The organism is Neorhizobium sp. DAR64872/K0K18, from assembly GCF_050500175.1.
GTDB lineage: Bacteria > Pseudomonadota > Alphaproteobacteria > Rhizobiales > Rhizobiaceae > Neorhizobium > Neorhizobium soli.
Window position 1 is genome coordinate 215,243 of the sequence record NZ_CP191446.1, and the last position, 21,325, is coordinate 236,567.

General features: G+C 60.9%; 24 protein-coding genes. 4 read left to right on the forward strand and 20 right to left on the reverse strand.

The annotated features are described in order from the left end of the window. Positions 1-100 precede the first annotated feature (100 nt). On the forward strand, positions 101-436 hold the full coding sequence (locus ACQY1P_RS06490) for a hypothetical protein (RefSeq protein WP_113109354.1): 336 nt from the start codon (positions 101-103) through the stop codon (positions 434-436). Positions 437-479: 43 nt separating this feature from the next. Here ACQY1P_RS06490 and ACQY1P_RS06495 read toward each other — a convergent pair whose 3' ends face one another. The 3 genes from ACQY1P_RS06495 to ACQY1P_RS06505 all read right to left on the reverse strand — a co-directional run bounded on the left by ACQY1P_RS06495 (position 480) and on the right by ACQY1P_RS06505 (position 2,658). Further along, complete coding sequence (locus ACQY1P_RS06495; RefSeq protein ID WP_430255752.1) at positions 480-1,733, reverse strand: aminopeptidase; 1,254 nt, start codon at positions 1,731-1,733, stop codon at positions 480-482. Positions 1,734-1,825: 92 nt separating this feature from the next. Further along, positions 1,826-2,299 (reverse strand): Cys-tRNA(Pro) deacylase, encoded by a 474-nt coding sequence (gene ybaK / locus ACQY1P_RS06500; protein ID WP_430255754.1) that lies wholly within the window; start codon positions 2,297-2,299, stop codon positions 1,826-1,828. A gap of 5 nt (positions 2,300-2,304) precedes the next feature. Further along, entirely contained in the window at positions 2,305-2,658 is a 354-nt protein-coding gene (locus ACQY1P_RS06505) for an ArsC family reductase (RefSeq protein ID WP_430255756.1), read from the reverse strand. 170 nt (positions 2,659-2,828) lie between these two features. Here ACQY1P_RS06505 and ACQY1P_RS06510 point away from each other — a divergent pair, with 170 nt between their 5' ends. Continuing rightward, entirely contained in the window at positions 2,829-2,993 is a 165-nt protein-coding gene (locus ACQY1P_RS06510; protein WP_092663836.1) for a hypothetical protein, read from the forward strand. 256 nt (positions 2,994-3,249) lie between these two features. Here the strand turns inward: ACQY1P_RS06510 and ACQY1P_RS06515 are convergent, their stop codons facing one another. The 14 genes from ACQY1P_RS06515 to ACQY1P_RS06580 form a co-directional block, all read right to left on the reverse strand. Further along, positions 3,250-3,840, reverse strand: a complete 591-nt coding sequence (locus tag ACQY1P_RS06515) for a YqaA family protein (protein ID WP_092663834.1) — start codon at positions 3,838-3,840, stop codon at positions 3,250-3,252. A 65-nt stretch (positions 3,841-3,905) separates the two neighbouring features. Continuing rightward, the gene (gene guaA, locus ACQY1P_RS06520; RefSeq protein WP_430255758.1) at positions 3,906-5,495 is read right to left on the reverse strand and encodes a glutamine-hydrolyzing GMP synthase; all 1,590 of its coding nucleotides are present in this window, start codon (positions 5,493-5,495) and stop codon (positions 3,906-3,908) included. Positions 5,496-5,535: 40 nt separating this feature from the next. Then, the gene (locus tag ACQY1P_RS06525; protein ID WP_430255760.1) at positions 5,536-6,174 is read right to left on the reverse strand and encodes a 5'-methylthioadenosine/S-adenosylhomocysteine nucleosidase; all 639 of its coding nucleotides are present in this window, start codon (positions 6,172-6,174) and stop codon (positions 5,536-5,538) included. Further along, the gene (locus tag ACQY1P_RS06530; protein ID WP_092663828.1) at positions 6,171-6,620 is read right to left on the reverse strand and encodes a PaaI family thioesterase; all 450 of its coding nucleotides are present in this window, start codon (positions 6,618-6,620) and stop codon (positions 6,171-6,173) included. Before ACQY1P_RS06530 ends, ACQY1P_RS06525 begins: the two co-directional genes overlap by 4 nt. A 69-nt stretch (positions 6,621-6,689) precedes the next feature. After that, the gene (locus ACQY1P_RS06535) at positions 6,690-7,142 is read right to left on the reverse strand and encodes a TspO/MBR family protein (RefSeq protein WP_062454072.1); all 453 of its coding nucleotides are present in this window, start codon (positions 7,140-7,142) and stop codon (positions 6,690-6,692) included. A gap of 37 nt (positions 7,143-7,179) precedes the next feature. After that, the gene (locus tag ACQY1P_RS06540; protein ID WP_430255763.1) at positions 7,180-8,265 is read right to left on the reverse strand and encodes a DUF1513 domain-containing protein; all 1,086 of its coding nucleotides are present in this window, start codon (positions 8,263-8,265) and stop codon (positions 7,180-7,182) included. Positions 8,266-8,268: 3 nt separating this feature from the next. Beyond that, positions 8,269-9,375: an imelysin family protein gene (locus ACQY1P_RS06545; protein WP_430255764.1), complete on the reverse strand. Its 1,107-nt coding sequence runs from the start codon at positions 9,373-9,375 to the stop codon at positions 8,269-8,271. After that, positions 9,375-10,862 (reverse strand): di-heme oxidoredictase family protein, encoded by a 1,488-nt coding sequence (locus ACQY1P_RS06550; protein WP_430256669.1) that lies wholly within the window; start codon positions 10,860-10,862, stop codon positions 9,375-9,377. Before ACQY1P_RS06550 ends, ACQY1P_RS06545 begins: the two co-directional genes overlap by 1 nt. Positions 10,863-11,074: 212 nt before the next feature. Then, positions 11,075-12,346 (reverse strand): imelysin family protein, encoded by a 1,272-nt coding sequence (locus tag ACQY1P_RS06555; protein ID WP_430255766.1) that lies wholly within the window; start codon positions 12,344-12,346, stop codon positions 11,075-11,077. Positions 12,347-12,472: 126 nt separating this feature from the next. Then, positions 12,473-13,762 (reverse strand): RsmB/NOP family class I SAM-dependent RNA methyltransferase, encoded by a 1,290-nt coding sequence (locus ACQY1P_RS06560; RefSeq protein WP_113109365.1) that lies wholly within the window; start codon positions 13,760-13,762, stop codon positions 12,473-12,475. 99 nt (positions 13,763-13,861) lie between these two features. Continuing rightward, entirely contained in the window at positions 13,862-14,278 is a 417-nt protein-coding gene (locus ACQY1P_RS06565) for a septal ring lytic transglycosylase RlpA family protein (protein ID WP_062454067.1), read from the reverse strand. Positions 14,279-14,660: 382 nt separating this feature from the next. Further along, positions 14,661-15,533: an SDR family oxidoreductase gene (locus ACQY1P_RS06570; RefSeq protein ID WP_430255769.1), complete on the reverse strand. Its 873-nt coding sequence runs from the start codon at positions 15,531-15,533 to the stop codon at positions 14,661-14,663. After that, a complete protein-coding gene (gene queG / locus ACQY1P_RS06575; protein ID WP_430255771.1) occupies positions 15,533-16,723 on the reverse strand; it encodes a tRNA epoxyqueuosine(34) reductase QueG in 1,191 nt (396 codons plus the stop codon). The genes ACQY1P_RS06570 and queG overlap by 1 nt, the downstream gene beginning before the upstream one ends. Then, positions 16,704-17,396 carry a glutathione S-transferase family protein gene (locus tag ACQY1P_RS06580; RefSeq protein WP_062454065.1) on the reverse strand — a complete coding sequence of 231 codons (693 nt, stop codon included), beginning with the start codon at positions 17,394-17,396 and terminating at the stop codon, positions 16,704-16,706. Before ACQY1P_RS06580 ends, queG begins: the two co-directional genes overlap by 20 nt. A gap of 162 nt (positions 17,397-17,558) precedes the next feature. On the opposite strand from ACQY1P_RS06580, the gene ACQY1P_RS06585 reads away from it, so the two are divergent. Then, positions 17,559-18,365, forward strand: coding sequence for an undecaprenyl-diphosphate phosphatase (locus ACQY1P_RS06585; RefSeq protein ID WP_062578775.1), 807 nt, complete (start codon positions 17,559-17,561; stop codon positions 18,363-18,365). 70 nt (positions 18,366-18,435) lie between these two features. On the opposite strand, the gene ACQY1P_RS06590 is transcribed toward ACQY1P_RS06585, so the two are convergent. The 3 genes from ACQY1P_RS06590 to ACQY1P_RS06600 all read right to left on the reverse strand — a co-directional run bounded on the left by ACQY1P_RS06590 (position 18,436) and on the right by ACQY1P_RS06600 (position 20,186). Next, positions 18,436-18,588, reverse strand: a complete 153-nt coding sequence (locus tag ACQY1P_RS06590; RefSeq protein WP_092663810.1) for a hypothetical protein — start codon at positions 18,586-18,588, stop codon at positions 18,436-18,438. 216 nt (positions 18,589-18,804) lie between these two features. Next, positions 18,805-19,785: a complex I NDUFA9 subunit family protein gene (locus ACQY1P_RS06595; protein WP_062454063.1), complete on the reverse strand. Its 981-nt coding sequence runs from the start codon at positions 19,783-19,785 to the stop codon at positions 18,805-18,807. A 113-nt stretch (positions 19,786-19,898) separates the two neighbouring features. Next, positions 19,899-20,186, reverse strand: a complete 288-nt coding sequence (locus ACQY1P_RS06600; RefSeq protein WP_325263861.1) for a DUF1330 domain-containing protein — start codon at positions 20,184-20,186, stop codon at positions 19,899-19,901. Between the two features lie 57 nt (positions 20,187-20,243). Between ACQY1P_RS06600 and ACQY1P_RS06605 the strand changes: the two genes are divergently transcribed. After that, positions 20,244-21,314 carry a NosD domain-containing protein gene (locus ACQY1P_RS06605; protein WP_430255774.1) on the forward strand — a complete coding sequence of 357 codons (1,071 nt, stop codon included), beginning with the start codon at positions 20,244-20,246 and terminating at the stop codon, positions 21,312-21,314. The last annotated feature ends 11 nt before the right edge of the window (positions 21,315-21,325 follow it).

Sequence of the window (21,325 nt, forward strand, 5' to 3'; positions counted from 1 at the left end):
ATCCCCGCCAAGACTTCCTATCTTCTCCACGAAGAGACCTCTCTGGAACACGGCGTTGCAAGCTGCGTTTCCTCGGCAGTTGCAAACGGAGACCATGGCCATGAAAAAAGCATTCGCGACCTCGTTGCTGATCCTCTCGGCGGCAGCTTTCGGCACGCCGGCACTGGCCGGACAGACGAGGGCATCGGAGATCATCTTCGGTAAGGCCTATGACGACAACGTCATCGCCATCCAGTCCGGTTCGCTCACCAGCCGCAAGGATGGGTTTTCCGAGTGGTCGGGCTCCGGCAACGATCTGATCATGCGCCGGGCCCAGGCGGAAGTCAGTGCCGATAGCAGCCTGATGCGCTCGCTCGAAGCCCGCGGCATTGCCATCCACAACGTCCTGTCGGTGGAAACCGCTGCCAACGGCGGCAAGGTCGTCTACTACCGTTGATAGTGGCAAAGGCCCGGCAAACCCGGGCCTCGCGTCTCGTGGGTCAGGCCCATTCGCCGGCGCGCATAACGGGCACCTTGGAACCATCGGCCCTGATGCCGTCGATATCCACCTTGTCGGATCCGATCATCCAGTCGATGTGGATGAGGCTTGAATTTCCGCCTTGCGTCCTGATCTGCTCCGGCGTCAGCGAAGCGCCGTCGAGGAAGCATTTCGAATAGCACTGGCCGAGCGCGATGTGGCACGACGCGTTTTCGTCAAACAGCGTGTTGTAAAACAGGATGCCGCTTGCCGAAATCGGCGATGAATGCGGCACCAGTGCTACTTCGCCCAGCCGGCGGGCGCCCGCATCCGTATCGAGAACCCGGCTCAGCACTTCTCCGCCCTTGGCAGCGTTTGCCTCAACGATCCGGCCGCCTTCGAACTTCACTCTGATGTCGTCGATCAACGTGCCCTGATGCGACAGCGGCTTGGTGCTGGAAACATAGCCTTCCACCTTCAGCGCATGGGGGGTGGTGAACACTTCTTCGGTCGGGATATTCGGATTGCAGGTGATGCCGTTCTTTGCCATCGACGCACCGCCATGCCATTCATGGCCATCAGCCAGGCCAACCGTCAGGTCAGTGCCGGGGCCGGTGAAATGAAGTGCTGAAAAACGCTCGCCGTTCAGCCAAGTGGAGCGCTTCTTGAGGTTTGCGTTGTGCGATGCCCAGGCAGAGACCGGGTCCGCCACATCGACGCGGGAGGCGGCAAAGATCGCATCGGCCAGCTTGCGCACCGCCACCTCTTCCGGCACGTCCGGAAACACCTGCCGGGCCCATGCGGGGTTGGGGTAGGAAATGATGTTCCAGTTGATGTCGAAATTGGCGATCTTCTCCAGCGCCGGCTTGTAGGCCATCGAGTTGGCCTTGTTCGCCCGTGCCACCTTGGTGGGATCCTGGTCCGCCAGCATCATCGGGTTGTCACCGGAGATTGCCAGCCGCGCCGCACCATTGGCGTATGCCTTCGCCATGCCCTGGTAGAGCCAGTCCGAGGCCTTGTCGAAGCTCGCATCGGGTGCGAACTCGTAGCGTGCAAGCGTCGCCTCCTCGTCGGAATAGAAGGTGGTGACGAGACCCGCACCGGCCTTGTAGGCGTGGCGGGTCAGGAACCGCACCAGCGGCAGGGCCGCAATCGGCGCCGTGATGACGAGATCCTGGCCCTTCTCCAGCCCAAGTCCAACCTTGACCGCCACCTCGGCAAGCTTTTCGAGTTTCTGCGGATCGATGGCAGTCTGGAATTTCGGCACGATTGTCATGGTGGCCTCTGTTCTTGGAATATCTGTTGCCACGACTTAGGGTGGCGGAGGTGAATGTGAAGTCGATCGATCACGATCATAGTCCCCTCGCTTCACGCAACAAGGCCCGCCGCCATCGCTTTCAGCACGGACTGCGCATCTTTCGGTGCCAGGCGCACCTGAAGCCCCCGCTGCCCGCCATTGATGAAGACCTGGTTCTCCTCGAGAGACGTCGCCTCGATCGCCATCGGGACGAGCTTCCTCTGGCCGAACGGGCTGATGCCGCCGACACGATAACCGGTTATCCGTTCGGCGTCGGCAGGCCTCATCATCGCCGCAGACTTGCCGCCGAATGCCGCCGCAAGCTTCTTCATCGAGACCTCCCGGTCGGACGGGATGACAACGCAGACAGCTTTACCATCCACCTCCGCCATCAACGTCTTCAGAACGCGGCACGGGTCTTCCCCGATCGCCTCGGCTGCCTGAAGGCCGATGCGTTCGGCGCTCGGATCATAGTCGTAGGTGACCGTCGTGAAGCTCACGCCGGATTTTTCGAGGGCTTCGGTTGCGCGGGTCGCCCTGGACATGAGAGTCAGTCTTTCGGGAAGGTTGCGTCATAGCTTTCCGGTTTGAAGCCGACGACCAGTTTTCCATCCGCTTCCAGTATGGGCCGCTTGATCATCGATGGCTGAGCCGCCATCAGCGCAATCGCCTTTTCCCGGTCGAGATCCAGCTTGTCCGTCTCGGGAAGTTTCTTGAATGTGGTGCCTGCGCGGTTCAGCACCTGTTCCCACCCGGCGCGCGCCGTCCAGTCGTCAAGATGATCGTGGTCGATGCCGAGCGCCTTGTAGTCGTGGAAGGTGTAGGCAACGCCCTTCTCATCCAGCCAGGCGCGGGCCTTCTTCATGGTGTCGCAGTTCTTGATGCCATATATGATGATCGCCATGAAAACCTCTTCCGTTGATGACGATCGATAGCAACCGCACCTCGGTTTAGGCAAGACATGGATGCCGTGAGGTCCGTGCCATGTGATTGGCGCATGCCTCCTCTGTGAGCTTGTCGATTGTATAGGCACAATGTGCAGCCTATTTTAGGAACATCACAAGGAGAGATCAAATGTCTGCATCTATCAAGAACCGCGTTGGCGCATTCGGTCGTGCATTTGCACTGTTCGGCGCTGCCGTCTCCGCATCCGCTGCTGTCGAGAACAACCGTCGTCCGCACGCCCGTGACCTCGAGATCCTCGGCATCGATCCCCAGGCTTTCCGCAAGGTTCGCTAATCATACTTCCAAAGACCGCCCGGCGGGAAAGTTCCTGCCGGACCTGTGTGGCGTAGTCCTTCGCCACACGACGAGCGCTGATGACATGACCCGGCTGAGACCTTCAGCCACAGCAGGCCACCATCCTGCTCACTGCATGGCTTGTGTCGCAAGCCGATAGGCGATCAAGCCACAAACTTCCCCGCAGAAATAATGATACTAGGTTAGGCGTGCACAAACTGCCTGATAACACAGCCGCAGCTGGCGTCGCGCCAACTCAGCTCATCAGCATCTTGTAGGCGCAATAGACGGCGATCAGCACGACGGCGCCGATCAGTGCCAGTTTCCCGAGCCGCTTCTCGATGAAATGCCGGATGCTCTCGCCGTGGCGGCGCAGGAGCCATGCGAGGAGAAAGAAGCGGGCTCCGCGGGTCACCACGGCCGCTGCGATGAACAGCCAGATATTGACATGCACGGCACCGGACAGGATCGTGACCACCTTGATCGGCGGCAGATGCGCAAAGCCTGACGTGACCAGCATCAGCAGGATCGTCTCGTAGGTGATGCCGGATTTCAGCTCGTTGAACGTATCGAGCTTGCCCCAGAATTCGAGAATCGGCACGGCGATCGCATCGAACGCGAAAAACCCGATCCACCAACCGGCAATGCCACCCAGCACCGAAAATGTCGTGGCGATCAGGGCGTAGCGCCAGGCGCGCTCGGGCCTTGCGAGCGCCATGGGCAGAAACAGCACATCCGCCGGCACCAGAAAGACGGAGCTTTCGACGAAAGCGATGACCGCAAGCCAAACGCTTGCGGACTTGCGGGCGCTGAGCGCCATCGTCCAGTCATAGAGGCTGCGGAGCATAGGGATATCCGGGAAGGGATTGGGAGGTGACAGGCCGCTGAGTGATGCGGCCGGTCACTAAAGGCCTATTCCCACTCGATCGTGCCGGGCGGCTTGCTGGTTACGTCGTAGACGACGCGGTTGATGCCGCGCACTTCGTTGATGATGCGGGTTGCCGCACGGCCAAGGAAGTTCATGTCGTAGGGATAGAAGTCCGCTGTCATGCCATCGACGGAGGTCACGGCGCGGAGTGCACAGACGAAGTCATAGGTGCGGTAGTCGCCCATCACGCCGACGGTCTGGACCGGCAGCAGCACCGCGAATGCCTGCCAGATCGTGTCGTAGAGACCGGCCTTGCGGATTTCGTCGAGATAGATCGCATCCGCCTTGCGCAGGATATCGAGCTTTTCGCGGGTAATCCCACCCGGGCAGCGGATGGCAAGGCCTGGGCCCGGGAACGGGTGGCGGCCGATAAAGCTTTCCGGCAGGCCGAGTTCACGACCCAGAGCGCGGACTTCGTCCTTGAACAGTTCGCGCAGCGGCTCCACCAGCTGCATGTTCATGCGCTCTGGAAGGCCGCCAACATTGTGGTGGCTCTTGATGGTGACCGACGGGCCGCCGGAGAACGAAACGCTCTCGATGACGTCAGGATAGAGCGTGCCCTGTGCGAGGAAGCGCGGAGCGCCCTTGCCGTCGGACGCGATCTTGGCGGCTTCCGATTCGAAAACCTCGATGAACAGGCGGCCGATCGTCTTGCGCTTGACCTCAGGGTCGGAAACGCCGGCCAGCTGCGTCAGGAACAGGTCGGATGCATCCACGGCCACGAGCGGGATGTTATAGGCGTCACGGAACATGCCGACGACCTGTTCGGTCTCGCCCTGACGCATCAGGCCGTGGTCGACATAGATGCAGGTCAGCTGGTCGCCGATTGCCTCGTGGATCAGAATAGCGGCAACGGACGAGTCAACGCCGCCGGAGAGGCCGCAGATGACGCGCTCGGTGCCCACCTGTTCCTGGATCTTGCGGATCATTTCGGCCTTGTAGGCCGCCATGGTCCAGTCGGATTTCAGGCCGACGATCTTGTGCACGAAATTGGACAAGAGCTTGGCGCCATCAGGCGTGTGAACCACTTCCGGATGGAACATCGTCGTATAATAGCGACGGCTCTCGTCGGCAGCGATCGCGAACGGCGCGTTTTCGGATGTGGCGATGACTTCGAAGCCATCGGGCAACTGCGTCACGCGGTCGCCATGGCTCATCCACACGGGATAGCGTCCGCCCTGTTCCCAGAACCCATCAAACAGCGGGCTGGATTTCTTGATCTCGACGTCGGCGCGGCCGAATTCCGCGGCATGGCCACCCTCGACGACGCCGCCGAGCTGGGTTGCCAGCGTCTGCTGGCCGTAGCAGATGCCAAGGATCGGAACGCCGCTGTCGAATACGGACTGCGGTGCGCGCGGGCTACCCTCTGTCGTGACCGATGCCGGGCCGCCGGAAAAGATCACGCCCTTCGGCGCCATCCTGTCGAAGGCGTCCGCTGCACTTTGAAACGGGTGGATCTCGCAATAGACACCCGCTTCGCGCACGCGGCGCGCAATCAGCTGCGTCACCTGGCTGCCGAAATCGATGATGAGAATGCTGTCGGGATGAGCTACCAAGGGTGTTGTCTGGGTCATGGCGAGCCTTTAGAGAAAAACTGGCTTTTGTGCAACTGCGTCAGAGCGCCAAATCGCCGCTTTCGAGGGCGTTTTCAAGCCGGTCGATCACTGCTGCAAGCTTCTCGTCGATCACATGAAGATATTCCGTCCAGTTGTCGACATGCTTCAGCTCCGCCTTGCCGTCGGAAATGCCACGCAGACCGATCAGCGGAAGACCGAAAACCTGACAGCATCGCAGCACGGCAAAGGTCTCCATGTCCACCATGTCGGCGGAAACGAGATCGTAGGCTGCTCCCGAAACGATATTGCCCCCGGTCGAAAGCGACGCTTCCGCAATGCCGGGGATGCGCAGCGTCATCGGAACGATTGCAGGGTGATCGAGAAACGGCGTGCGGCCCTTTTCGAAACCGAGCGGGGAGGCGTCCATGTCGCGATAGGCAACGGAGGATACCTGGTAGACTTCGGTCTGCTCGAGACTGCGCGAGCCGGCGGACCCGAGTGAGACGACCAGATCCGGCAACCGGCTTTCCACCTCCAGCCGTGTCAGCGCACGCGACAGCATGACCGCTGCCTCCACCGGGCCTACACCGGTCATCAGCGGCTTGATACGGGTTTTGAGATGCGGACCATATTCGGCATCGACGGCCATGACGAACATGATCTGCCTGCCAGAAACTGCCTTAAGTTCGAAATTCATCCGACGATATCCTGCCTGCCGCGGATGACCATCATCGATGCGGTCATGGACGCAATGAGTTTTGCCGGACCGTCACCGATCGCATAACCGCGCCCGTCCGCAACGATGATCGTAGACCCCGGCTTGGTGATTTCGCCGCGAAACAGAAAGCGCTCTCCACGGCCCGGCGACAACAGGTTCACCTTGAACTCGATCGTCAGGATCGAAGCGTCAGGTGCAATCGTCGTGTAGGCGGCATAGGTGCAGGCCGTGTCGAGGGCCGCGGAAATCACGCCGGCATGCAGAAACCCATGCTGCTGGGTCAGCTTCTCGCTATAGGGCAGCTCGATCTCGATCATCGCCTGCTCGACCCGGGTCAGCTCCGCATCAAGCATTGCCATCGCACCCTGCCGGTCAAAACTCTGGCGAATACGCTCGCGAAAATCGCCTGTTTCGAGAATGCTCATGCCTGCCCCTTTGATCGGGGCAAGGTGCCATGCCGGGCCGGTATCGGCAAGCCGGTTTGTCTCGGCTCGTCAGTTGAGCATGACGATCGAAATATTGAGCATCGTCGCAAACGCGACCCACAGCGCATAGGGCACGAACAGCAGCGCGGCCGTGCGGTTTGGCCGCCAGCTCATCGCAATGAACAGCAGGATGAAAGCGAGCATCGGCACGATGATGGTAAGACCCAGAACCGGGTTCTGCATCCCAAAGAAGGCCGGAGACCAGAGCAGGTTCAGGACGGCCTGCACCGCAAACACGACCAGCCTTCGAGTGTTGTTCTGGTCGTACCAGGTAGAGGCAAGCGCTGCGCCGATCATGCCGTAGAGAACCGTCCAGACCGGTCCGAAGATCCAGTTCGGCGGATTGAAGAACGGCTTGTTCAGCTGTTGGTACCATTCGCCGGGAATGTTGCTGACGCCGCTGATCACGCCGACGGCGACCGACGCGATGATGAAGAGACCGTAGACGATAGGTTTGCGCATGAGCCCTCAGATAGAGCGGTTGGAGCGGCCGGAAAGATCATCCGATGCGAACGATATGCTGGTCCCAGGCAATCCGGCTACGTGTCTCGTTGAAACGCCCGTCATAGGTCGAGACCGCGATGCCGTGCGCAGCCGGTGCCACGCCCGCAGCCTCCCGCACCGTCTCTTCCCTCATCACCTTGCCGGTCCTTGCATCCAGCGTCACCGCCGCACCGCCAACCGGCGATGTCAGGCCGACCAACCCATCGCGACGATTGACGGCGATCGCGCCCACATAGTTGCCAAGCCGGACCGTGGTCTGTTCGGGCAGGTCGAGGAATGCGATGTCTTCGCCCTTCGAAAACCGGCCGGCAAGCGGCGGCAATGCGTTGCGCGCACCTTCCCACTGGCAGGCAAACCAGATGCGGCCACTATCGGCAATGTCGAGATGCCTTGTGGAGAGCTGGGATAGCGTCGGCGGCATCAGGTGTTTCTGGATCAGCGCGCCGGATCTTGCGTCCAACAGCACCAGCGAAGGCTCCATGCGGTCGAGATTGAGCTTGGTGCGGCCGAAATCCGGATGCGTCTCGATACCGCCATTGGCGATGACCAGCATCGATCCGTCGTCGGAGACGGTCATATCGTGGGTCCCGACACCATGGGCATCGAATTCGCCGATGCGGCGGAAGCCGTCGCTTCCATCATAGACCCCGATCATGCCGCGATTGCCGTCGAAATCGTTTTCGCTCGCGTAGAGCCTGGTGCCGTCGGGCGAAAAATGCCCGTGCCCGTAGAAGTGTCGCCCCTCCGGCGCGGTGATCATGACAGGCTCCGCCCGGCGTGCCGCATCGAACACCATGGCGAACGTGCCCGGCCTTCTGGCAAAGGCGACGGTTCGACCGGTCGTAGCACTGAAGGCCATGCCATGCGCGCGCGCGGGCAGAGCCACACGGTCGATGATCTCGCCGCGCTCCGACACGGTCGCAATGCCGAACGACCCGTCGGGTGCGCGAAAACCCGCCGCGTAAACCGCGTCCGCCCGTTCCAGCGCCATCAGCGAGCCCGGTTGAAGCGCCGCGGTAAAGGCGACGCCGGCGGCCTTCAGGAAACCGCGTCGATCGATCGTTTCGCCGCGCCAGGTCATGGCCTAGTCGCCGTCTGCAAACGAGAAGCCGGAGGAAAGCCCGATCGCGCCTCCATAACCGTCGTTCAGCTTGGCGATCACGTCCTTGCCGCCGTCGAGAAGCGATTGAAGCTTAGCCTGTTCGCCGGGGTTTTCGACAGCCAATTCGATATTGGGCATCACGGTGCGGGCCGTGGCGATCATCGACTGCAATCTGGCCTGCGTTGCCGCGACGACCGGTCGGTCCTTTTCCTGCAGCAGCTCGACCATGCCCGACGTGGCGAGCAGCTTTGACAATCCATCAAGATTGCCGTTCAGGCTGTCCCAGGTGTTTTGCGAACGCCAGAATAGCGCCTGTTTCGGAAACGTCGCCTTGCCGGCACCCTTGTAGAATGTCTCGATCCGCTGGTCGCGCACGGCCTCCGCGCCATGGACCAGAATACCGAGCAACGCAGTTATCGCCTCGCCTCCGGTGCGAAAGGCCGGGTTGTCGGGTCCCGGCTGTTCCCAGGTCTTGGCGATGCCATCCGGCGCGTCCCAGATCCCGGCGACGTCCTTGGCGACATTGGCGATATTCTGCGCGGCCGCGGCTGCATAACGGCAGCGAAACGCATTCTCGGCCTCTAGAAGATCGCTATCGGCATTGGTGCCGTAGAGCAGATATTCGAGTGCGCCGAGACCCTGTGTTGCAACGCTTTTGGAGGCAAGCGTCGTCGGGTCCGTCGCCGTCTCGTCCTTCTTGGCAAGCACAGCCTGCACCTGCTTCAGACCGGTGCTCTTGCGGTCGGGATAAAACAGCACCCGCTCGAACCGGTTCTGCTCGATGATCGGTCCAGTGCGGACGATCTCGATCGACCCCCAGCTGACGACGAGCGCGCGGAATGCGGTCTTAACGACGTCGAGATTGGCGACCGAGGGGGCCTTGCAGAGTGCAGCACTCTTGTCGGCCACATCCTGCGCAGACGTCTCGAAGGCATCATAGCCCGGCCGGATAAAGCCGTTGACCGCCGCAGTCATCACCTTCGTGACGGTAGCTGCCGGAAGTTCGACTGCCGGAACGCTGTCGGCATCCTGCGCCTGCGCCGTTGTGGACAGCAGCAGAGCCAGGCCGGCCGCGAAGATCTTGCGCATCAGAGTGACTCCAGGAAGGTGAGAAGAGAAGCGCGATCATCTTTGGAAAGCGATGCAAAGGCATCACGTGCCTTCTCTGCCTCGCCGCCATGCCAGAGAATTGCCTCGGTCAGGTTTCGCGCCCGCCCGTCATGCAGGAAGAACGTGTGCCCATTGACGGTCTGCGTCAAGCCGATGCCCCAGAGCGGCTGGGTGCGCCATTCCCGCCCGTTCGCCACGCCCACCTGCTGGCCATCGGCAAGGCCTTCGCCCATGTCGTGCAGCAGGAAGTCGGAATAGGGCCAGATCAGCTGGAACGCATGCGCCTTGTTTCCCGCATCGCGGCGGGTCACGAATTTCGGCATGTGACAGGAAGCACAGCCCGCCTGATAAAACAGCTGCTTGCCCTTCAGCACGCCGGCATCGCCGATATCGCGTCGCGCGGGCACGGCGAGGTTTTCCGAGTAGAAGGTGACGAGCGGCAGCACTGGATCAGGTGCTTCCACAGGGCCGAGCCGCGGCTGGACACCGGTCGGCAGGGCCAGACAGTCGCTCTGCGCCTTCCTGCAGTCGCCGTGATCGAACGGATCGTCCGGCGTCGAGATACCGATGTCGCCGACGAAGGCCGATGAACTCTGGTCGCGGATGGACGCGTTCTGCGCCTTGAAGCCGAAACGGCCGATCTTCAGCTCGCCGCTCTTGTGGTCGCGCACCAGCGCGGCCTTGCCCGAAATACCGTCACCGTCCTGATCGTCGGGATCGGCGTTATCTAGCAGGTCGGCCTCGTGGATCGCCTGGATGAGACCCATGCCGATCATCGGCGGGGCCACGCGCGGCGAAAGCGTAACGTCGCCCTCCATCGGGCCAAACCCCAGGTCGCTCACCGAATAGCTGGGCTTGCGGAGAGTAACCACCTCGCCATCAGCAAGTGTCACCGGCAGGTCCTGATAGGCAATCTGTAGTCTGCCTTCGGCCTGCAGCCCGGGCACGGCGAGATCCTGCAGCTGCTCGCCATAGACCGCGTCCGGAAAGTTGAGCTTGCGATAATCGGCGATTGCCGCGCGTTCTTCGTCGGTCCGCGCCGGCCGGGCCAGCCGCAGGAACATCGAGGTCGCGTCGGCGGCACCTTCTGGCGGATGCCCGCGGCCGTCCTTCAGGTGGCAGCTCTGGCAGGCCCGCGCATTGAACAGCGGCCCCAACCCGTCGGAAGCCTGGGTCGACGAGGGAGATGACACCCACAGCTTCGTGAACAGCGCATTGCCGAGCTTGAAGTCCTGCTCTTCCTCGAACGTGATGTTGGCGGAGAAGTGCGAGAAGATATTCCCGTTGACGCTTGCCTTGGTGGTTGCCCCGCCACCGGCCATCAGCTCGAACTGCTCCGGCTTGGAGAAGTCCGTCGTGGCACGCGTCACGCTTGCCACCCGCTTCTGGTCTTTCGGGTTGAGATCGGTGCGCGACGTCGGAAAAATGCTGTCGCCGCCGGTTGCGATCAGCGGGATCAGAAACAGAGCGCCGGAAAGGACCGGCAAAACAAGTCGGAACCAGTATCCGCTGCTTCTCCCGGCATCTTTCCCGGGAGGGGAAAGGCAGCCGCGCGCGAGCCCATCGTCCAGCGGGTGCTGGGGACAACCCGGGGAGTGGTTATGCCCCTCCCGCGTTCGGGGAGGGGTGAATGAGGTGAAGTGTTTCATCGCAATCGCTTGGCAACCGCTTCAACGGCTTACTGAAATACGGCTTCCGGATTGTCCAGGCTGTCGGAGCCTTCGAGATCCACCTTGCCGAGATCGAGCGACGCAACGACGCGCTCGATCGTCTTGGTCTGGTCGATCAGCCCATCGATCGCCTTCTGGACCACGGCATTGCCGTCGGCATTGTTCTCGCCGATCATCTGGTCATAGGCCTCGCCCTTCTGGGCGCGGTCAGCCATCGCGTTCATGGCCGCAAGCGTCGCATCCAGCTTGCCCTTCATCTCGTCGTCCAGCGCCTTGTCCTTGGCCAAGACGAGATCTGACAGCGAGGCACCGGTCATCTTGGTGCCGTCGATACGGGTATATTCTCCCGTATAGGCCGACTTGATGCCGATCGCGTCGTTGAGGTGCGAGGCGTAGGTGTTGTCGGAGAAGCAGTCATGCTCTTCTTCCGGATCATGCAGCAGCAGGCCAAGCTTCATCCGCTCGCCGGCAAGCTCGCCATAGGAAAGTGAGCCCATGCCGGTCAGGATGGCGCTCAGACCCTTCTTGCCATTGGCCTCGACAGTCCTGGCGGCCTTGCCCTTGGGGCCCCACGCCACAACCATGTCCTTCAGATCGGCAACCAGCAATGCGGTCGCAGCTTTCAGGTAGGCGGCGCGACGGTCGCAATTGCCGTTGGTGCATTCGGTCTTGCTGTAATCCGTATAGGGGCGCGTACCGGCGCCAGGCCCGGTGCCATTGGTATCCTGGCCCCACAGCAGAAACTCGATTGCGTGATACCCGGTCGCCACATTCGCCTCGATCTCGCCGGCCTCATGCAGGCTGCGCAGCGTCTTCGTGGTGATCTTGGTCGTGTCGAGCGTCTTGCCGTTCACCTTGATCTTGGGGTTGGCAATGATGTTGGCCGTATAGAGAGCGTTCTCGTCGCTTTCCGTGCCATAGGAGGGATCGACGTAATCGATCAGGCCTTCATCCAGCGGCCAGGCATTGACCTTGCCCTCCCAGTCGTCAACGGCAGAATTGCCGAAACGATAGACTTCGGTCTGCTGGTAGGGAACACGCGCCGCGATCCAGGCTGCTTTCGCCGCCTTCAGCGTTTCCTCGCTTGGGCTTGCAATCAGCCCGTCGATGGCCTTTTCGAGGCTTTGCGCTGATATCAGCGAATCCTCGAACTTGGCATGCGCCAGCTCGGAATAATGCTTGAGCACGGCGGCCGGCTTCGTGTCGGCGCGCGCTGCCGTTAATGTAGTCGATGCGGCGAGAAGCGCCAGTGCGGCGCTGAAAGCGAATTTGCGGATCATGTCCCTCTCCATTGCGGCGTCGTTTGAAAACGAGGCTGCCTCAAAGGCTCATCGCGCAAATCTAAACTTGTGTCAAATGATCTAGTTTAGAATGCTTTCAGGGTAAATCCGCAAGACAAGTCCCGCTCAAACCTTGCGTTGCATGCGGCAGAAAAAGAATCCGTCCGTATCGGTACTTGCGGGAGACAGTGTCACCGTCGCTGCATCCTTGGCGCGAGGCGTGGCCGCGTCGTTGCCGAAAATCTTCGCCCACTGGTCGGCTGCCGGCACAATGGAGAATTCGGGGTTTTGCTCGCAGAAACGGACAGCCTGCTGGTCGTTTTCTTCCGGCAGGATCGAACAGGTCACATAAAGAAGCGCGCCGCCCGGCTTCACGAAAGCGGATGCTTCGGAAAGTGCGTCCTGCTGCTGCGCAATGCGCTCGTCGAGGTTCTTCTGCGTCAGCCGCCATTTCGTGTCGGGGCGACGGCGCCACGTTCCCGTGCCGGTGCAGGGCGCATCGACCAGAACTGCGTCAAGCTTGTTCCGGAGACCTTCAAGCTGGCGTGCATCGTCGTGAACCTGAACATTGCGGGTGCCGGCCCGACGCAGGCGCTCGATGATCGGCGCCAGCCGCTTGCGGTCGGTATCGTAGGCGTGAACCTGGCCCTTGTTGTTCATCGCAGCCGACATCGCCAGCGTCTTGCCGCCGCCACCGGCGCAATAGTCCAGCACCTGATGGTTCTCGGCAGGCTGTACGAGCTCGGCCACGATCTGCGAGCCCTCGTCCTGCACCTCGAACCAGCCCTTCTGGAAGGAAAGCTCGGCGGTGATATTGGGAAGCCGGGAAGCACCTTCGCCGGCAGCGATCCGGATGCCGTTGCGGGCAATGCGCGCAGGCTTGGCACCGGCGCGGTCCAGCGCCTTTACCACCTTGTCGCGCGACGCCTTCAGCGTGTTGGCGCGCAGATCAAGCGTCGGTCGGGTGGCAAGTGCCTTTGCCTCAGCCAGCCAGTCGTCGCCGAAATTTGCTTCGAATGAAGGCTGAACCCAGTCCGGGATATCGCCCTGGATGTGAAGCGGCGCGTCTTCCAGCTTGCGGGAGGAAAAGGCGGCGATATGCGCTTCGGTCAAAACCGGCGGCGCGAAACGGTCGTCGGCAAAATCGGCAGCCAGCGTTTCTGGAGAATATCCCCACTGGCGAAGGAGAACCGCATAAGCCAGTGCGACGGCACTGTCGTCGTCCATGATGAATGCGTGGCTGAGCCGCATGCGCAATGCGTCGTAAACGATGTTTCCGATTGCGGCGCGGTCGCCGGATCCGGCAAAGCGGTGCGCGAGGCCCCAGTCCTTCAGCGCGTCGGCGACGGGGCGTCTGCGTGCCTCGATATCCGCCAGTACGTCGATTGCTCCGGCTACTCGTCCGCCCAGTCGCATGTCATTCTCCGTCTCGGTTGAACCCGTGTGGGGTGGGTCGTAACCGCGAACGGTCGAAAGGGCAAGTGCAGCACGTCAGGCGTTCAAAGCTCTGGTGCCTCAGCCGTCGACGTCCTTGATGCCCTTGCCGGAGATCTTCTGGCTGGAAGCGCGGGTGTCGGCAACGATCTGGTAGCAGACCTGCGCAGTGCCCGAAGAGACCATGCCGATATCCTTGGCTGCGGCTTTCGAAACGTCGATCACCCGGCCGCGAATGAACGGACCGCGATCGTTGATGCGCACGACGACGCTTTTGCCGTTGCGCTTGTTGGTCACGAGAACCCTGGTGCCGAAGGGCAGCGAGCGATGTGCGGCGGTCAGCTTGGCGGCGTTCATCCGCTCGCCAGAAGCGGTCTTCGAAGAAAGCGCGTACCAGGATGCGTGGCCGCAGCCGGGCGCAGCATTGGCCTGCGCGGTGCCGAGTAGTGCAAAAGCAGCAATGGCAACCGCGAGTGTCGAGCGTCGAATTGTTGTCAAGTCGGTCGTCCCCGTCCGTTTGTCCCTGCACGTTGCGTGCAGCCGGCTTAAGCGGGGCCAAAAATGGCGAAAAAGTGGGATTACTTATCACGGAGTGTTACGCATTGTAACATTCGTGATTACATTGCGATCGATGTTGTTAATGCACCCGGCTAAGCTTTTTCGGAAGAAAAGCTTTAGAATCAGTCTCCAAGCGAAACGTCATTCCGCTGGATCCCATGGATGACTCGTGTTCACGAAAACAGGCAAAATTTTTTTTCTCTTAAAGTCGGTCTGCTGTCTTATTTGGACCGGTTTTGGGGCGCTGCGCCCCAGGCATTAAGAATTTATGACCGGGATAATGGCTCAGGATGAAAATTCCCACCGATGAGTAGAGGAGATTTCACCCTCTCCAGCGGTCGGAACACCACAATTCCGAGAGTGAAACATGGTAGTTCGGAAAGCGGAACTGGAAGCCGGCGGCCCTGATCTTCTCATTCGAGACGCGCTTGTTGGCGCCATAGAAGGACCGCGCCATCGGCGACATGTCGGCGGTGTCGAAATCCTGTTCGGGCGGCGGTTCGACGCCCATCATCCGGGCAGCCTCGACGATCACGTCCTGGGGCGGGCATGGCTCGTCGTCGGTGACATTATAGAGGCCACCCATCCGCTGGCTCCCGAGAAACAGCGAGGCGCCCCCGATATCCTCCACCCGTATCCGGTTGAACACCTGACCCTTCTTGATGATGCGTCGCGCGCTGCCGCGGGAGAGATTGACGAACGCATTGCGGCCGGGTCCGTAGATGCCGGAAAGACGCATCACTGCGCATGGCACGCCGACACTGGTCGCCTGCTCGCTCCAGGCATCCTCCGTATCGACGCGTTCGATCGAGCGCCCAAGAATGGGACTTCCCGGCGTCTCCTCGGTCACCCAGTCACCGCCATGGTCACCATAGACACCGACGGTCGATAGATAGCCGATCCATTCGAGCTTCGTAAACAAGGCCGAGAGCTTGCCTTCGACGAGCTTCAGGAGCGGATCGCCTTCATGACCGGGTGGGATGGATTGAACCAGATGCGTCACCTCGGCCATCTCACCCGGCAGCGCTCCATCGAAGTCGCTGCCGTCGAAGATGAAGGGCCGAATGCCCTTTGCGCGAAGAGCCACGGCCTTCTCCTCGCTGCGAACCGTGCCGGAAACCGTAGCGCCTTCGGCCATGAAGGCCTCCGCAATCGCCTGGCCGGAATAGCCGCATCCGAAGATCATCACCCGCATCAAACCACTCCTGCCATCGTCCATTCGTTTTCGACCTCGGCATCATCGTCCGGAGCCCGTGCCGCCGCAAACATAGCGAACTCCGCCTCCGACATCAGCCGCTTCAGCGCCCAGATCGCCATGCCGCGCACGACAGGGGACGCATCCGCTGACAGGCTGCGACACTGGTCGATGAAGCCGCGGTCACCGGAATTGCCGGCGGCGATCAGCACGTTGCGCACGAAACGGTCACGGCCAATCCGCTTTACCGGCGATCCGCTGAAGAAGGTGCGGAATGCCGGATCGTCCAGCGTCAGAAGAAACGCGATCGACGGTTCCTTGAGGTCCTCGCGCGCCTTCAGCTTCATTTCAGACGCACTGGCAGCGAACTTGTTCCACGGGCATGCCGCCAGGCAATCGTCGCAGCCATAGATACGGTTGCCGATCATCGGCCGGAATTCGGGTGCGATCGGTCCCTTGTGCTCTATCGTCAGGTAAGAGATGCAGCGCCGCGCATCCAGCCGGTAGGGCGCCGGAAAGGCAGCCGTCGGGCAGGCGTCGAGACAGGCGCGGCAAGAGCCGCAATAGTCCCGCTCAGCCTCGTCGAAGGCCAGATCCGCTGTCGTGAACAGGCTGCCGAGAAAAAGCCAGGAACCGTGCGTGCGGCTGACGAGGTTGGTATGCTTGCCCTGCCACCCGATACCGGCGGCTTCGCCAAGCGGCTTTTCCATCACCGGTGCCGTATCGACGAATACTTTGACATCCTCGCCGGCACGGGCGGCAAACCGTGTGGCGATCTCCTTCAACCGACCCTTGATCACGTCGTGATAGTCGCGGTTGCGGGCATAGACGGAAATCGCGGCCTTGTCGGGCTTCTCCAGAATGCCGCGCGGATCCTCGTCCGGCCCGTAATTCATCGCAAACATCACGATCGACCTGACTTCGGACCAGAGCGCCTTGGGATCGCCGCGACGCTCGCGCGTCTCCGCCATCCAGTCCATCGTGCCGTGATGCTCGTCGGATAAAAAAGTCGTCAGCCGTTCCGGTGCTTTCGGAATGCTGTCGGGCCTTGTGATGCGACAGAGATCAAAGCCCTGGGCTGCGGCTTCCTCGCGAATGAAAGCGGTCAGCTTCTGCCGACGCCGGTCGGCCCGAAAGTCGACCTTCTCGAGGCTCAGGTCGTGGTCCGGCTCAGAAATCAAGGTCCGCATAATGCGATACCGGAGTGAGGCCGCGAATGCGCTCGGACAGCAGCGGACGGAAGGAGGGGCGCGATTTGATCCGCTGGTACCAGTCCTTGGCGATCGGAATTTCCGACCAGTCGATTTCGCCGAGATAATCGAGCACGGAAATCGAGGCGGCGGCGGCAAGGTCGGCATAGCTCAGACGCTCGCCGGCCAGCCACTGGCGCGAGCCGGCAAGCCAGGCAAGATATTTCATGTGCTGGCGAATATTAGCGCGGGATGTCCGCAGCACTTTCGAATCAGGTGCGCCGCCGCCCTGAGCCGCGGTCATCTGCAGCTTGTAGACCCGCTCGCGCGTCAGCGGCCGGGTCACGTCCTGCTCCATCTTGATCAGGAACCATTCCGTCAGCCGGCGTATTTCAGCCCGTTGCCACGGGTCTTCGGCAAGCAGCCGGCGGTCGCGCTTCAGCACGCCATGGGTCTCGTCGAGAAATTCCATCAGAACCGACGGACCGCACAGAACGCGCATATTGTCGTCAACATAGACAGGCAGGGTCGCCGCCGGGTTGAGCGTGAGAAACTCGCGGCGCTTCTCCCAGGGCTGCTCCTCGACAAGATCCGTCTGGAAGCCGTATTCGGCGAGGATCAGACGGACGAAGCGAGAGGAAGACGACATTTGATGATGATACAGGGTGGGCATCGATAAGAAAACTTCAGTTATAATGTATAGGAAAGCGGCTGCTTCGGGCGCCCGCCTGACATATGCCAGCTATATGGATTTGGTAGGGCCAGTACAAGCAGGGGCCACAAACCGCTAAGAAACGATTAAAAACCACCTCTATCGCATAGCAAAGGACTAAGAATGGTGGATCAGCCCATTATCAGCGCCCTCGTACTCGGTATTATCGAGGGGCTCACGGAATTTTTGCCCGTTTCATCCACCGCACACGTGCTGCTCGCCGGCCATTTTCTCGGTTTCAATTCTCCGGGGAATACGTTTGCGGTCCTGATCCAGCTCGGCGCCATACTGGCCATTCTTCTGGTCTATGCGCAAAGGCTGATCTCGATCGCCGTCTCGCTGCCGACCAGTGTCCAGTCGCGCCGTTTCGTTCTGACCATCCTGGCGGGTTTTCTCCCGGCCGCCGTGATCGGCGCAATCGCGCATGATTTCATCAAGACGGTCCTGTTCGAAACGCCGATGTTGATCTGCGTCATGCTGATCGTCGGTGGCTTTATCCTGCTTGCCGTCGATCGCATGAAGTTCGAGCCGAAATACCATGACGTGATGGATTATCCACTGTCGCTGGCGATCAAGATCGGCTTCTGCCAGTGCCTCGCGATGATCCCAGGTACGTCGCGCTCCGGCGCCACCATCGTCGGCGCGCTTCTGCTTGGCGCGGACAAGCGTTCGGCCGCGGAGTTCTCGTTCTTCCTCGCGATGCCGACAATGGTCGGCGCCTTCACGCTCGATCTCGTCAAGAACCGTGCGCTGCTCTCCTTCGACGACAGCGCCGTGATCGTGGTCGGCTTTCTGGCAGCCTTCGTGACGGCAGTGTTTGTCGTGCGCTCGCTTCTCAATTTCATATCGAGCCGCGGCTACGCGCCTTTCGCCTACTGGCGTATCGCAGTCGGCGCCATCGGCCTTGTTGCCCTGTTGCTCGGGGCCTGAAGGCCGCTACCCGAAAAAGAAAAAGGCGGCCATCGGCCGCCTTTGTCATATGGGTCGTTCAATCACTGCTTCAGTAACGAATGGATGCAGTGCTGCAGGGATCGACGCCATAAGCAGGCGCACAATCGAGCTTGCCGGCGGCTCCGGTTTCAGGAGCCATGAACGATCCTGCAAGGATCACAAGTGCTGCACATACGAAAAAGAGGGCGATGGGTTTGCCCATGCAAATGCGCCTTTCAGAAGGGAAATATCTGTGTGTGGGTCTACGGGCCGTGTGGCTGATATTCAATAAACGTTTTTGCTAAACTGCCCGTTAACGCAAGACGGCCAATAACTGCGACCTTTGCGCCACAGAGCTTTCGGAACCTGCGCCCAAAAAAAACGACGCGCCCCGGAGAGCACGTCGTCAAGGATCCGGTAAGGATCTAGAGTATTGAAATCAGGCGGCCTTGCCGGAGCCTGTGTACTGGCCCTGCGGCCGGTAGCGCACGAGATAGGACGCAAGAACGGAGGTGGCCAGGGTCGGCGTGATGCCGATACCCGCAAGCGTGCGGCCTTCTTTTTCCGCAGCGTCCGAAACCACATTGTCCCGTTTCAGGAGTTCCACCTGGTCCGCCGTGATCGGCGGGGTGATCAGGGGCACCATCGAGGCAACGCTGCCGATCATGGAGGCTACGCCGAAAGGCAGCGAGAGAAGCGGCTTCTTGCGGGCGGTCACACGCATGACCGTTTCCATGCAGTCGCGCATCGTCATTACTTCGCCGCCACCCAGCTCGTAGATCTTGCCGGACGGAATGGAGCCGTCGACGGAGCGTCCCACGGTTTCCGCCACGTCTTCCACGAAGACCGGCTGCAGTTTCGTATGGCCACCACCAATCAGCGGTAGGAACGGGAACGTCCGTGCCATCGAGGCGAACCGGTTGAAGAAGCTGTCGTCAGCACCGAAAACCACTGAAGGACGCAGGATCACCGCATCCGGCAGTGCGGCTTGGATCGTCGCCTCAGCGCGGCCCTTGCTGCGGGCATAGCTCGAAGCGGAATTGACATCGGCACCGATGGCCGAAACATGGGTCAGCTTCGCGCCGGCAGCCTTGACGGCTTCGACCAGCGTCTTCACGCCGATATCCTGCACGCCGTCGAACGTGTTGCGGCCGCTTTCAAACAGGATGCCGATGCAGTTGACCACATGCGCGGAGCCTTCGACGGCTCGCAGCACGGAATCGCGATAGCGCAGGTTCGCCTGCACCAGCGAGATCTGGCCGACATAGCCGGCGGGCAGAAGGAAGCCGGCGAGATCCGGGCGTCGCACCGCGACGCGAACACGGTAGCCGCGCTTGGCAAGCGTGCGAACCACCTGTCTGCCGACGAAGCCGGATCCCCCGAAGACGGTGACGAGAGGCGGTAGATTGTTGATGGTCATGATAAGCTCCGGGAGCCTGAAGAAGGGACGACGAAATATGGAATGCTGTTTAGCCGAATCCGTGCGACGGTGGAAGTGTTTCCGCAACCGGTTGTCGCTGTCAGCGAGCGATATCAGACACCCTCGACCACAACCATTTCGGCATCGGCCGCTTCCTGGCGGATTTTTGCAGCGATCTGGTATGCCGGCGAGTTGTAGCAATCGACTGCAGCCTGCATCGACGGGAACTCGATCACCACATTGCGACCACGGGCTGTGCCCTCCAGTTCGGTCATCGCGCCGCCACGTGCAAGGAAATTGGCGCCGTATTCCTCAAACGCCGGTTTTGCCGCAGCGACGTAGTCCTTGTATCGCTCGACGTCGCGAACATCGACCCGAGCAATCCAGTAACCTTTTGCCATAATAACCTCTCCTCGATTGGGCATATTCGATTCGAGCAAATCTGGCGGGGAGTCAACATGATAAAGACCGGACCACGCGGCCGGATTGAAGCGCGCAACGCCTATTGGGCGCTCCCTTATCTCGTGCCGTTCATGCTTCTTGGCGCGCCTACGGCAAGCGCGGCATCCTGCAGCGCCGATACGCTGGAACAGCTCCGCTCGCCCGCCGAAGCGGCCACGCGCCCGATCGAAATCGATTGCGATCTCACCCTTCAGAAGAATGCCGTCATCACCGTGCCGATCGCGTTTTCCGGCAGTCGCGCGTCTGGGACGACGATGGACTGCAACGGCGCGACGCTTGATGGCACCAAGCCCAAGGCCCGCACGATCGTGATCCGTTCGGTTCAACGCAAGGACGGCAGCTGGGATACGCCCCGCGACATCCATATCCGCAACTGCACAATCAAGGGTGATATCCGCATCGAAGGCCTCGGTCACAACGGAGAGGCCGAGAAGGTCAGGGAATCCTCACTCACGCCGGGCCATACACAGCGAGCGCAGTCGATTGCGCCAAGCGATATCGTGCTGTCACAAAACCGCTTCATCGCCAATGTCGGCACGCCGGTCTATCTCGCGCCCGGCGTTACCAATGTCAGTGTCGAAAACTCGCGCTTCACCGGCAAGACGGTCTCGGCGGTGATCTATCTGGATGCGGAATCGGCCAGAAACCGCGTCATCGGCAACACGTTCGAAACATCAGCCAGCCAGCGCGAGATCATCGCCATAGATGGGTCTGCGGAAAATCTCATCGAGAAAAACACGTTCGTGAACCCGGTCAAGGGCGGCGTATTTCTGTACCGCAATTGCGGCGAGGGCGGCACGATCCGCCACCAGGCGCCACAGCGCAACGTCATCTCCGGCAACAGCTTCCGATACAAGGACTGGCTTGCCATGCCGGCGGTCTGGCTCGGCAGCCGGCAAGGTGTGCGCAAATATTGCATGACACGGCCAACGGCGTCGTTTGGCAGCGGAGCCAGCCCGCTCGACTACGCGCAGAACAACCGGGTCACCGGCAACCGCCTGTCGGGCGGCGTCGCCACCTTCGTCCTCAACAGCGACATGAACAATGTCGTCTCGGACAACCGCTGATCCGGCGCTGA